This window comes from Leptolyngbya sp. PL-A3 (assembly GCF_039962325.1).
Lineage (GTDB): Bacteria > Cyanobacteriota > Cyanobacteriia > Elainellales > Elainellaceae > Vacuolonema.
Genome location: NZ_JAMPLB010000035.1, coordinates 41,260 through 54,500, shown reverse-complemented (window position 1 = coordinate 54,500; position 13,241 = coordinate 41,260). Strand labels below are relative to the sequence as shown.

The 13,241-nt window shown below is 47.9% G+C and carries 10 protein-coding genes; 6 read left to right on the top strand and 4 right to left on the bottom strand.

Annotation, left to right across the window (positions count from 1 at the left end; translation table 11 throughout):
• The first annotated feature begins 56 nt into the window (after positions 1 to 56).
• The 5 genes from NDI52_RS22545 to NDI52_RS22525 all read left to right on the top strand — a co-directional run bounded on the left by NDI52_RS22545 (position 57) and on the right by NDI52_RS22525 (position 7,683).
• Positions 57 to 368, top strand: coding sequence for a DUF4242 domain-containing protein (locus NDI52_RS22545; RefSeq protein WP_190774158.1), 312 nt, complete (start codon positions 57 to 59; stop codon positions 366 to 368).
• Positions 369 to 869: 501 nt separating this feature from the next.
• Entirely contained in the window at positions 870 to 1,103 is a 234-nt protein-coding gene (locus NDI52_RS22540; RefSeq protein ID WP_190774159.1) for a helix-turn-helix transcriptional regulator, read from the top strand.
• A gap of 13 nt (positions 1,104 to 1,116) precedes the next feature.
• Positions 1,117 to 6,150 (top strand): PAS domain S-box protein, encoded by a 5,034-nt coding sequence (locus NDI52_RS22535; protein WP_190774160.1) that lies wholly within the window; start codon positions 1,117 to 1,119, stop codon positions 6,148 to 6,150.
• A gap of 406 nt (positions 6,151 to 6,556) precedes the next feature.
• On the top strand, positions 6,557 to 7,051 hold the full coding sequence (locus NDI52_RS22530) for an anthrone oxygenase family protein (RefSeq protein ID WP_190774161.1): 495 nt from the start codon (positions 6,557 to 6,559) through the stop codon (positions 7,049 to 7,051).
• Positions 7,052 to 7,473: 422 nt separating this feature from the next.
• Positions 7,474 to 7,683: a hypothetical protein gene (locus NDI52_RS22525; protein WP_190774162.1), complete on the top strand. Its 210-nt coding sequence runs from the start codon at positions 7,474 to 7,476 to the stop codon at positions 7,681 to 7,683.
• Here NDI52_RS22525 and NDI52_RS22520 read toward each other — a convergent pair.
• From NDI52_RS22520 to NDI52_RS22505, 4 genes are all read right to left on the bottom strand, one after another.
• Positions 7,652 to 8,167, bottom strand: a complete 516-nt coding sequence (locus tag NDI52_RS22520; RefSeq protein ID WP_190774163.1) for a DUF1579 domain-containing protein — start codon at positions 8,165 to 8,167, stop codon at positions 7,652 to 7,654. The genes NDI52_RS22525 and NDI52_RS22520 overlap by 32 nt on opposite strands.
• 69 nt (positions 8,168 to 8,236) lie before the next feature.
• Positions 8,237 to 8,722 carry a DUF899 family protein gene (locus NDI52_RS22515; protein WP_190774164.1) on the bottom strand — a complete coding sequence of 162 codons (486 nt, stop codon included), beginning with the start codon at positions 8,720 to 8,722 and terminating at the stop codon, positions 8,237 to 8,239.
• Positions 8,723 to 9,361: 639 nt separating this feature from the next.
• The gene (locus NDI52_RS22510; RefSeq protein ID WP_190774165.1) at positions 9,362 to 9,841 is read right to left on the bottom strand and encodes a hypothetical protein; all 480 of its coding nucleotides are present in this window, start codon (positions 9,839 to 9,841) and stop codon (positions 9,362 to 9,364) included.
• A gap of 58 nt (positions 9,842 to 9,899) precedes the next feature.
• Entirely contained in the window at positions 9,900 to 10,160 is a 261-nt protein-coding gene (locus NDI52_RS22505) for a hypothetical protein (protein ID WP_190774166.1), read from the bottom strand.
• A 1,092-nt stretch (positions 10,161 to 11,252) separates the two neighbouring features.
• Between NDI52_RS22505 and NDI52_RS22500 the strand changes: the two genes are divergently transcribed.
• Entirely contained in the window at positions 11,253 to 13,010 is a 1,758-nt protein-coding gene (locus tag NDI52_RS22500) for a hypothetical protein (protein WP_190774167.1), read from the top strand.
• Positions 13,011 to 13,241: the final 231 nt, after the last annotated feature.

The following is a 13,241-nucleotide window of genomic DNA, read 5'->3' as shown; positions in this document are numbered from 1 at the left end:
AATATCAAGAAATGCAATTCATAGATAATCTTGTAACCAAGAGATAGGAGGTAGAAATGGTAAGAGTTCTGGTTGAAAAAATATTTGATCCGCCGATCACAAAAGAAAAGTGGAATCAGGATGTAAAGATGGCAATTCCCTGCCACAGTAGCCATGATGTCCATTGGATTCGTTCCACAATGTCCCATGATCGAACCAGGGTGATCTGTGAGTTTGAAGCCCCCGATGCAGAGACGGTACGGCGATCGTTTCGCAAAGTGGGCTTACCGTTTGCGCGGGTATGGACAGTGGATGTGCTAGAACCCGTTGTGATCGATGATGCCGGGACAATTGGCACAAAGGGGTGGCTGGTCTGCGATCGTATATAACAGCCTTTATGGGTAATAGGGAGACAAGAAGCTCAAAAGACTTTCCTGCCAAAGCTTTCAGATGTTTCTGCTGAGAGGTGACATGAGCGTTCTGGAAGGATCGGTAAGCTGCCTTGGTTGCTGCCCAATCTTTGCTTGCTTGGTTTATCGGGGCTTCTGGTGCCTCTGATAGGTCTTGTGCCAACTTCTTCAACCGAGTATTTAGGAGGTTTCTGCATAAGAATTTACCCAGAATGTCGGTGCTTTGCCCGCGAAGCGGGCAAAGCACCGACATTCTGGGGGTAATTTCATTACTGGAAATCTCCTTAAGCGTTTATCTCCTAGATTGACATACTCAAACTCTTGTTTACTCCAAGATTTTGTCCCTTGTAGGTCACGTTCTATAGCAACTACTTTAGGAGAGCGAAACGTTATGTAAAACCTTGAGTTTTACACCTTAAGAGAGAAGAACAAGCACTATATCAGGTGTTATAGCTAATTAGAGTGCTCCCAGTATGCTTTATGCCTGCAATCGATCATCCTCAGTTAGCAAATCTCGTGCGAGAAACGCGACAGCGTTTAGAACTCTCTCAAACTAAGTTTGCTGCAAAGTTAGGGGTTTCATTTCAAAGCATCAATCGCTGGGAGAATGGGCGAACAAAGCCCTTACCTATTGCATTGAAGCAGATTGAGCACTTATTGCATCAGATGGGTGAGGCCGGTCAGGATTTGCTTGCCAAATACTTCTCAGAGTGAGGATGGGGAACCGATGACCGATAATCTCCGCCACTCTATTTCTTCAAACAATGGTTCATCTCAAGACATTTCCCAAACGGCCAATTTACCTTTAGAGATCCAGGCGCTACAAATCCTCGATAGCAGCGATGACTGTATCAAGGTGCTGGATTTGGAGGGACGTATCCTGTTCATGAATCGGGGAGGGCAGGCACTGCTCGGTATTCAGGACATCACGCCCTTCCTTAACACCTCCTGGGTAAAATTTTGGCAGGAAGGGGAGCAGCAAGCGGCTAGGGAGGCGATCGCCCGTGCAGGAGCAGGCGAAGTTCGCTCGGTTCAAGGCTATTGTCTAACGTTGAATGGCGAACCCAAATGGTGGGATAACAAAATCAGTCCCATTCGAGGTGCAGATGGGAAAGTTGAACGGCTGTTGTGCATCTCACGCGACATTACTGAGCGCAGACAGATTGAGGACCAACGCAAACAAGCAGAGGAGCAATCGCGGGATTTAGAAGAGCGCTATCAAGCCATTATTAATCAAGCTGTGGCAGGCGTCGCCTGTGCCGATCTCGATGGTAAATTAATACTGGTCAATCAGAAATACTGTAATATCACCGGATACTCAGCTGATGAACTGAGGCAACTCCGAATACATGACATTACCCATCCTGAAGACCTCCCTCGTAATGTCGAACTGTTTCATCGGATGCGGACCGAAGGTACGCCGTTTGAAATTGAGAAGCGTTATATCCGGAAGGATGGCTCGGTTGTCTGGGTCAACAACAGTGTCTCGGTGATCCGCGGTCGCAATGGTAAACCGCAATCGGCGGTCGCGATCGTTCTGGATATTACTGAGCGCAAACAGGCAGAAGCATCCCTGCGGGCATCAGAAGAACAGTTCCGCTTATTCACCGCTGCTAGCTCTGACACAGTATATAAAATGAGCGCGGATTGGCGCGAAATGCGTCTCCTTAATGGCAAGGATTTTCTTGCCAGTACCCAACTTCCAAGTCAGATATGGTTTGAGAAATATATTCCTCTAGAAGAGCAGCCTCGGGTAATGGCGGCGATCGCAGAAGCTATCCGCACCAAGAGCACCTTTGAGCTAGAACACCGCATTATTCAGCTAAATGGAACAATCGGCTGGACGTTTTCGCGTGCAATCCCACTGCTGAACGACCAAAATGAAGTCGTTGAATGGCTGGGAGCGGCGAGCGATGTGACGGCCCGCAAACAGGCAGAGTTGAGTGCTGAATTACTCGCTACAGTAACTCAAAACCTGGCTGAGGCAGCCTGTGTTGAAGACATTATTCAAACAGTTGGCGAACAGTTTAACCACTATCTGCAAGTGTCCAATTGTGCGTTTGTCGAAATTAACGAGCGCGCGAAGGTCGCGACGATTGATTACTGCTGGCATCAGGAAGATGTGCCCAGCTTGGTCGGCATTTATCGTCTACCAGAATTTGTCACAGGAGAATTCCTTCAGACTGCCAAACTTGGGCAAACCATTATTGTTCGAGATGTCGAAACTGACCCCCATATTGGTGACCCAGAGCAGTTTGCAGCCCTCAAAATTGGTTCGTTTATCAACGTTCCTTTGATTCGAGAGGGTGAATGGAAGTTTACGCTTGGTATTTATCATCAAACTCCTTATAACTGGCGCAGCAATGAGATTGATTTGATGCGCGAATTGGCGAATCGGATTTGGACAAAGCTAGAACGGACTCGTGTTGAAACCGCTCTACGAGAATCCGAAGCCAAATATCGATCGCTCTTTGAATCAATAGACGCAGGGTTTTGCCTAATTGAAGTTCTATTTGATGACACCGGAAAAGCATTTGATTACCGCTTTCTAGAAGTCAATTCAGCTTTTGAGAAACAGACTGAACTGGTAGATGTGATTGGAAAAACCATCCGCGAATTAATTCCGGAGATTGAGAACCACCGGTCTGAACTTTACGGCAGAATTGTACTAACAGGAGTCTCAGAGCGGTTTCAAAACGTTGTTCAGGAAGCGGGGCAGTTTTACGATGTTTATGCCTTCCGCATCGGTGAGCCGCAAGAGCGCAAAGTAGCGATACTCTTCAACGACATCAGCGATCGCAAACGCCGTGAAGCAAATCTTGCCTTCCTCGCTGACATCACCGAAGACTTCTCGCGTCTTTCGAGCGCTAATGAGATCATGCAAACGGTTGGGGCAAAGATCGGTGCCTATTTGCAGATTACGACTTGCAACTTTGCGGATGTTGATAAAGCTCACGATCAGGTGACGGCTCATTATGGCTGGAGCAGTTCAGATGTGCCAAGTACAAGAGGCACGTTTCGCATTTCTCAGTACTTAAGCAAAGAGTTTGAGCGGGCAAGCCGGGCTGGAGAGATGGTTGTGATTTGCAATACGCAAATTGACCCACGCACGGATGCAGCAGGCTATGCTGCACTCAACATACATTCATTCGTCACCGTTCCGTTTCATCATAATGACACGTGGACCCATTACATCGCCATCTGTGACTCGAAACCCCGCGACTGGCGTGAAGATGAAATTCAACTGATTGAGGAAATCTCAAACCGAATCTTCCCACGTCTAGAACGTGCTCGTATCGAAGAAGCCCTATGGGCATCAGAAGCTAAATATCGATCGCTTTTTGAGTCGATAGACGAAGGTTTCTGCCTGATCGAAGTTCTGTTTGATGAAACTGGAAAGGCATTTGATTACCGCTTCCTCGAAGTCAATCCAGCCTTTGAGAAACAGACCGGGTTGGTGGACGCGATCGGCAAAACCGTACGCGAATTAGTGCCGCAGCTTGAGGAACACTGGTTTGAGCTTTACGGCAGAATCGCGCTAACAGGAGTGCCAGAGCGATTTGAAAACGCTGCCCAACAACTGGGAAGGTTTTACGATGTTTATGGCTTCCGGATGGGTGAGCCACAAGAGCGCAAGGTGGCGGTTCTCTTTAACGACATTAGCGATCGCAAGCAAACTGAAATCGCATTGCGTGAGAGTGAGGAGCGCTTCCGGCTCATGGGGGATGCTGTTCCTCAAATCGTCTGGATTACGAACTCAGAAGGTCGGGTTGAGTTTTTCAATAAACAATGGAGCAACTATACAGGAGTGCCTTACGAGCCAACGACAGCCGCAGAAATTGCTGCCAACTTCGTTCATCCGGATGATGGTGCCATGACGATGGAGGCATTTAATCAAGCGCGCGAGATGGGTAGCATCTTCACGGTCGAACATCGAATTCGAGCAGCCGATGGAACCTATCGATGGTTTCTCGTGAAAGCCGAGCCTTATCGCCACCCAGAAACGGGTGAGATTATTCGCTGGTTCGGTGCATCCGTCGATATCCACGACCGCAAACAAGCTGAAGCGGCGATCGCCGCCGACCTTAGAGATACTCAACTGCTGCGTGACCTGAGTGCGCGGATGACCACTGAAACCGATATTCAGGTGCTTTATGACAAGATTTTAGCGACAGCGATCGCGCTAACACAGGCGGACGCCGGCTCGTTTCAATTCTTCAATCAAGCAACTCAAGAACTGTTGCTGCTTGCCACTCAAGGTATCAGCCCGAAAGTGGGTGAGAAATTTAATCGGTTGAGCACGCGTTGCCATACATCCTGTGGCATTGCATTAGCAACTGGCGAGCGAGCATTTGTGGATTTTGATGTGCCAGCCAGCGAAGACCCTGACGGTTCGAAGCGATTGCATTTTGAGGCTGGGCTGCTCTCGGCCCAATCCACCCCGCTGATGTCTCGTTCGGGCCAACCCATTGGTATGGTTTCCACCCACTGGCGCACTCGTCACCGACCGAGCGATCGTGAATTACGATTTCTCGATCTGCTCGCGCGGCAAGCGGCGGACTTGATTGAGCAGCGACAAGACGCCGCCCAACGTAAACAGCTTTTAGAACGAGAACAAGCCGCACGGGAGGCAGCCGAACGTGCCAACCGCATCAAAGACGAATTTTTGGCCATCTTATCCCATGAATTGCGATCGCCCCTTAATCCCATTCTCGGCTGGTCTAAATTGCTTCAGAGCCGCAAGCTAGACGAAGCAAAAACAGCCCAAGCTTTAGCAACCATCGAACGGAATGCCAAACTTCAATCAGAACTGATTGAAGACCTGCTGGATGTTTCTCGAATTCTACGCGGCAAACTGAGTCTTAATGTGGCTCGGGTCAATCTTGCCTCCACCATTCGAGCCGCAATGGAAACGGTACGGTTGGCAGCAGAAGCGAAGTCCATCCAAATAGAAGCAAGCCTTGTAGAGGATGCCGATTTGATTTTGGGGGATTCCACTCGATTACAGCAAGTGGTTTGGAATCTTCTCTCCAATGCTGTGAAGTTCACCTCCCCAGGAGGACAGGTCAGTATTCGATTAGACCGTCTTGATTCATCTGCTCAAATCATCGTTAGTGATACGGGACAGGGGATTGCCCCTAGCTTTTTACCCTATGTGTTTGACTACTTCCGTCAAGAAGATGGGACGACAACCCGAAAGTTCGGTGGATTAGGGTTAGGTTTGGCGATTGTGCGTCATTTGGTTGAATTGCATGGAGGAACGGTGAGTGTTGAAAGCCCTGGTGAAGGGCAAGGAGCAACCTTTACCGTCCGGCTTCCTCTCCTGTCCCCATCATCGAACACCAACCAGGATGAGCGATCGCCCGACCCATCTCTCGATTTGAGGGGCACTAAAATTCTGGTTGTGGATGATGAATCCGATACCCGAGAATTGGTGGCATTTGTATTAGAGCAACAAGGGGCACAGGTAACAGCCGCTACTTCTGCCCAGGAAGCATTGAGCATTCTGCCTCAAGCGAAACCAGATGTTCTACTCAGTGACATTGGGATGCCGGAGATGGATGGCTATATGTTGATCCAACAGGTGAGAGCGCTTGCCCCCGAACAGGGAGGCCAAATCCCGGCGATCGCCCTCACAGCTTACGCAGGGGACACCAACCGGCAACAGGTTATTGCCGCAGGCTTTCAAAAACATATCTCAAAGCCTATTGAACCGGAAGTGTTGGTACAAGCGATTACAGGTCTGGTTGGGAATAATTAGAACGCGACGAGAAGTCTTGTGAAGTTATCTCTATCTAAATTTGTACCAGCCACGATTGTTTTTGTGAGAGCCGCGCGGAGCGCGGCTCTCACAAAAACAATCGATTTTATGCGCTTGAAAAGCGCTGTATCTGGCAAAAATACCCACTATGGGATGAAAGATGCAGCTTTGAGTGCGTTTAGCTGAATAAATCAAATAGGCTCAAGAATTTGATAGTGGAGCAAGAATTAGATAGCAGGGGGATAAGCATTTTCCTACCCTAAAAATGTCTTGAGAGAATGCATCAGCAAAGGTAGGAAGAAAAATGGCACATCTATGGCACATTGATGCTAGTCCACGTGGAGAATGTTCTCATTCTCGTACGCACTCGAATAAGTCTTGCTCGACAAAATTGGGGGGAATAGTCATGTTTGCACAGCTATATTTTCCGCTAAAACTAACAGCAGCACTTGGATGTGGGTTAATTGCAGGAGTGTTCTTTGCCTTCTCGACCTTTGTCATGCAAGCTTTGGCTCAGCAACCACCCGCTCAGGGAATTGCTACCATGCAATCCATTAACATCACGGTGATTAACCCCTGGTTTATGGCTGCGTTTTTGGGTACGAGTGTTGTTTGTCTAGTTTTAATTGTCTTTTCGCTACTCAATTGGCAACAGCCCATAGCCGTTTATTTGCTCATTGCTGCTTTGCTCTACCTGATCGGTTGTTTTGGGGTGACAATCGTGTTCAATGTCCCCCTTAATAACGCGTTAGCTGCTGCAAACCCTAACAGTAAAGAAGGCGTAGAGCTTTGGTCTAAATATCTGACGAACTGGATGTTTTGGAACCATATTCGGACGATCGCAGCATTCATAGCCGCCGCCTTATTTACAATGGTGTCCAAAGCTCCACTAAGAATGTAGAGACTGATATAAAACGCTGGGGCAATCATGCCAATATCAAAAAGTATTGACTGCTTGATCCTACAAGCAGAGGGACGGGAAGCCTAGTATACGCCTTAGGTGATGCGCCCGATGTGCGATCGCTGGCAATCAGCTCTTCAGGTGTTCTCTATATGAATGTCCATGTGGGAGGAATTTTACGGTCGCGTGCGGGCAACTGCAGTGTGTCACGAAGCCGAATCCGCAACAATTTTAATGAGCGTATTATTGACATTAGTTCGGACAGTTTTTCTGAAACCCTTGATTTTGCGTGCGCTTCGCGCACGCAAAATCAAGGGTTTCAGAAAAACTGTCCAGAGTATTGATTGAGACCAGGTGGAAGCAAGGCAGCCCTTTATCGTCTTGAGTGTGTCATTCCCCAACACCTAATTGGTACTTCAGAAATGCCAATTAAGCGATTAGGTACGGTGGTGTGGGGCACTTCATGCCCCACACCACCGTTGCTGTTCTTAACGAGCGATCGCATCTTCAACTACAACCAGGTATTCCGAGCCATGTTGGATGCCATGCTTTGGCTCAGCTTTTGTGTAAGGTTTGGTCGTATCAACGGAACGATACGTCCTATTGCTTGCGCCAATAATGGGCGGTCATGAAGTGCTGCCACTGCCCGTCATCCCTCAACATATGGGAAGTTAGAATTCGATGATCGTCACTCTTGAACTCGATCACGTCTTTGTACTTTCCTAGTTTCTCGTCACCCGTCATAGCAGGTCCTTCAGAATTTAGCGTTAGCACGGTTTCATCTGCATTTAACTCCCCATCGTATTGCCAAAGATGCGTCATCATTGATCCAACCCATGTGCCCACATAGCGTTGTTTCTGTGGGTCGTAGCCGAGGGTCATCAGCGTTGTTGCAAGACCACATCCAGGCATCTCACCCTGTCCTTCCGCCAGAATCCAGATTTCCCCAATCGAGCGAACAGTCTCGGTTCCTGTTGATTTTACGGGAGGTTGATCGGGACCCATCATCGCTTCGGTTTCATAAGTCCACTCACCAACGAGCTTCTGCAGCCATTGATGTTCTTTTTGAGGGTGAACAGGCATGGGTGAGCTTTGTTCGATTTGGATGGTTTCCATTTTTTATCTCCTTATGATGAATGATGGAAGATTGCGATCGCATTGATGTTGAGTCAAAAGCACTGCACTCTACCCATACGTTGGATGTTGCGGCCATCCGCTTGGAGAGTCTTCAAAGTCCTCTTGCCGCCCATAGGGGGTCACATCGAGAAGACTGTAGGTATCAGTGAGGGATTCAACGCCACGGGCATAAGTCGAGTAGGTGTAGATCAGTACAAATGTTGTGTCACGCTCATTCAACCTTGAAAGATCACCCAAGGCATTAACGTAGCCTGTACAGCCCATACAACCCTTCTCCCACTCCGGAGCAAACATGAAGTGGTAGATGATGAGTTGGGTCCGTCCTGCAAATAAATCGATCAGTTTGACAGGGCCATTCGATCCTTCAAAGGTATATTCCTTTTCAAGTTTGACCATAGGCAGCCTGCGTCGTTCAGCATTGATGCGATCGCGATGCTTTGTCAACTCTTTCTCATGTTCAAGCAGTGTTTTACGAGCAGTCAGCCACTCATCTCTTCCAACAATACTTGGATGTGCAATTGTTTTCTGAAACATGGTGAATCTCCACGGTGTAATGGTTGAATTCGAACAACAAGCTACGTTGCATCTGCAGTTTTATTGAGGTTTACATCTCTACCTTGTCCTGGGTAGATTGAGCCTGATCAATTGCGCTTGGTCTAGAAGTCCTGAGCGAGTTGGGCAGCTTCCATATAGCAATGCTCCCGCTCGGCGTTGTTCAGAGCGTTTTTGAGGTATAGATCAGTAGTAAATATCTCATTCGGCTGCCTCCTTTGTGGTTAAGTCGAACGGCGATCGCTCAAATCGACATCTCACTGAAAAAAAATCTATTCAGCACGGTCGAGCTTTGCCCCCTTTGTAAGTTAGTCGAACGGGAATTGCCCTAATCGACACATTCCCAAAATTTTTTTATGTTTTTTGTGTCAGATATGGCTTTAACTACAAAACCAGTTCCGTTTGCCGGTCGTGTTTCTGGGACTGCAGTGAGCTGCCAGAACAGCGTTGTCCCTCGCTCAACCATAGATAAGGAGATTTCCAGCAATGAAATTACCCCCCAGGATGTTGGTGTTTTGCCCGCTTCGTGGGCAAAACACCAACATCCTGGGTAAATTCTTATGCAGAAACCTCCTAAGCTCCGAATCCACCGTTGTTCGCGTTTGCCATTGCTATTGCGGGTTAGTTTGAACCCCTACAAATTTCGGGCGGAAAGATTCGCTGAAAGAGCTGAAGTTGCTGGCAGTAGTGAGTAATGCGTCCGTAAGTGATGAATGCAATCAGAACGTAGCTCACGGCTAACAACAGCAGCAAATTTTTCTGATGCTCGGGGTGATTCAGCTTCAACTTGGACAACACTCCCACCAATGCGCCACCCACGGAACCCAGGGGTACGAGAATGATCGCCATCTGCACAATAGTAATTCCTCCATAGGGACCACTTCCCATAATTTCTGGCTTTGAAAAAATGGGCAGTACAGCCACTAGAAGCGTCCCAAAGAAAGCACCAATGATCGCTTTTGCGATGCTTTTTTTGAGGGAGTGGGAGATGATTCCTACGATAAATCCTACGATGGTTCCCACTATGATGGCGACCATTAAGCTAATCACAGTGCCATTCAGCAAAGCGGGCAAGATAATATCAATAAAAAGATTACTCATTTAAAATCTCAATAGTTGTCAAAAATTATAAGCTAGATGATTACTGGCTTCAGACTGTTCAACAGATCTGAGTGATGCTAACGACTCGCTTAAGGCAAGAGCAAGGCCACGAGAGGATGTCAGAAACCAACCGCAAGCCGGTGAGCTGCCAAACGAGACAGGCGATCGCCCCTACATACTGAGGCGATCGCCCTGTCCACTGAGTCTTCCAGTTTTTCGTCTGTCCAACATAGGAGGTTTGTGCACAAGAATTGACCCAAGATGTTGGTGCTTTGCCCGCGAAGCGGGCAAAGCACCAACATCCTATGGGTAATTTCATTACTGGAAATCTCCATACCAAAGGTTGAATCGCTTCGGGGTAATCCGAATGCTGTTGTAGACGCTCTTGAGCCGGAGAATTCTACTCAACCCATTATCAATACAGATACGTTGTACACGTAAGCGACAAGAAATTTCTGCTCCGCATTGATTCGGAGCTATATACCGTGTTGGAGAAGTGGGCAGCCAATGATCTCAGGAGCCTGAATGCTCAGGTTGATTATCTGCATATAGCTATAGAAGCAACCAAAATCACAAGTAAAAATATTTAGAGAGTCAATACCCTCACAGTTGATATTTAGATGATGTTATGGAGTGATTAACTTTTTCATAGTTGAAAGCCTAAACAGATTAGCCATTCAAATGACTTATTCGGTGACAACTTTTATACTAGCTTTCAAACCTGAAACTTTTTGTTTTTCTATTGATACGCAAAATATTTTAATTTAGGACAACATTGCGTTTCTGGAAGAAATTTATCCTGTTGTAAACCAAAGTATGAATAGGATCTATGCAAAATCGAAACTATGAGATTAGTTTACTTGAGCTCGCTTAATGCGAGTCTCATCATCCTTCTTGTTCTTGAAAGGATACTTAGACCTTTGGTGATCTTTTTTAAGGAGCTTCATGCTGTCCTCCGTAGCTGTCCGGAATTTAGCTAAGAAAATTGCGCTCTAAATTACATTTTTTCGGTTACAACTGTCTCTTGTGTTCTTCCGAATAAAGTTCACCCTTTAGGGGAACCAAAGCGTTCTTCTAAACGCGTTCGTTGCTTATCCAGGAGGGCCCATGTCCAACTTCAGTGCTGTATTCGTTGAAGTTTTTCCTCTATCCCTTTAAGTCCTGCATCTCAGGCTAATTCTGAAGCCTTGAGCCTTTGCAACCCATAGGTCAAACCTGACCCATTTATCCTTGGGGCGTGTTCAAAATGCCTCAAGCTTGGCACGGCGTTTTTTAGAAGAACAGTAGCTAGCTCATACTGTTTTGTCGCTTCGGAGCTGTCTCCAGTCCCTTGTCCACTTTTTTCTAGGGTAGGAGTAGCCATCAACGAAGCATTTCAGGTTGTAGCATTTACAATTTTTAGGAGGTTTCCATGGCCACCATTACAAGCATCACGCTGCCTTCCAATGAGACCTACGGGAATCAGGAAATACTAGAATTTACGGTGACATTTGATGAACCCGTCACCATTACCCCAGATGGCGCGGATTCAGTACGTATTCCCGTTACATTAGATGCAGGGGATACTGCTTTTGCGGTTCTCCAGGGAACAGGTGCGTCTTCAACAACGCATACCTTTAGCTATGCCGTTACAGAAGGCAACCTTGACACCACAGGTATCCAATTAGGTACAGCGATTGAACTGGGTGGTAATGCCACGATTGTTGATGCTGCTAGTGCTCCTGCGACGCTCACATTCCCAAGTGTTGGAGATACAACAGGGATTTTGGTGGATGCTGTCGCACCTACCATTACAACTGTCACCCCACCGACAAATGGCACCTATGGTGTTGGGCAAAATCTTGATTTCACCGTCACCTTTGACGAAGCCATTACCCTAACACCGGGTACAGGTTCCATTCGCCTGCCCATCACGTTGGATTCAGGCGAACCTATTTTTGCTGAATTGCAAGGCCCCGGTACAGACCCCAACTCCTACGTGTTCCGCTACACGATTGCTGAAGGAAATGTTGATAGTAATGGTATTGAAGTTGGAACGGCGCTTGAGTTGCAAGGGGATGCTACGGTCGGTGATGCTGCTAACAACAGTGCTGTACTGACCCTTCCAACTGGCGTAGATACGACGGGTGTTTTGGTGGATGCCGTTGCACCGACCATCACGGCGGTCGCATTACCCACGAACGGCACCTATGGGGTTGGACAGAATCTCGACTTTGCGGTCACCTTCAGTGAAGCGGTTACCCTCACCCCCGGTACAGGGTCTATCCGCCTACCCATTACTCTGGATTCGGGCGAACCGCTATTTGCTGAACTGCAAGGCCCTGGCACCGATCCAAACACTTACATCTTCCGGTACACCGTTGCTGAGGGTAATACAGATACCAATGGCATTCAGGTTGGAACCGACTTACAGTTGGAGGGCGATGCCACCATCACCGATGCCGCAAACAATTCTGCAACACTAGCCATTGCTAATGTTGGAGATACAACAGGCATTCTGGTGGATGCGGTTGCACCTGAAGTGACAACGATCGCCCTTCCCAGCGATGGTGTCTATGGTCTAGGCCAGACATTGGAATTCACGCTCACCTTCTCAGAGGCAGTTACAGTAGATACCACCGCAGGAACGCCCAGTTTATCCCTTACAGTTGGGTCAGAGACCGTTGATGCAGCTTACATCTCTGGCAGCGACACTAACGCGTTGGTCTTTGGCTATACCGTAGCGGCAGGTGATGAAGATACGGACGGTATTGAGGTTGGCTCCGCGCTGAACCTGAATGGTGGCACGATTCAGGATACAGCGGGCAATGGTGCTACCCTGGCACTGGCTCCAACCGAAAATACGACAGCTTTGCTGGTGGGAAGCCCCAGTGATGATCCCTTAAATGGAGGAACTGGGGAAGATGGGCTAGTAGGAGGCGTTGAGTCTGATCCCTTACTGGGGGGAGGGACTCAGAGCAGCGTAAGCTACGAGGATTTAGTTGGCTCAGTTAATCCGGCTTCTTTGCTTGATCCATCGCAGGGCTTTACGCCATTGCAACCGCTATCCCCGTCTACCATGCTGAATCCTTCCGACCAACTTGTAACACTGGGGACGTCAACGCCGTTGCAAATTGACGAAAGAGGTTCTGAGGTAGTTCCCTTACTGGTTCCTCTAACAAACTCCTAACCCACTCCAACGGCTCATCCACGATGAGCTGGCTCATGCTTGCATGCGACGAGTGGTAGGGCTGTAGCTTGGATTGAAATATCATTGACAGGACAACTTGATCTTTGTACGGGTTGTCCTGTCTCATTCTGTCTGCACAATACAGGCTTCCGCTCATCAATACTCTGGACAGTTTTTCTGAAACCCTTGATTTTGCGTGCGCGAAGCGCACGCAAAATCAAGGGTTTCAGA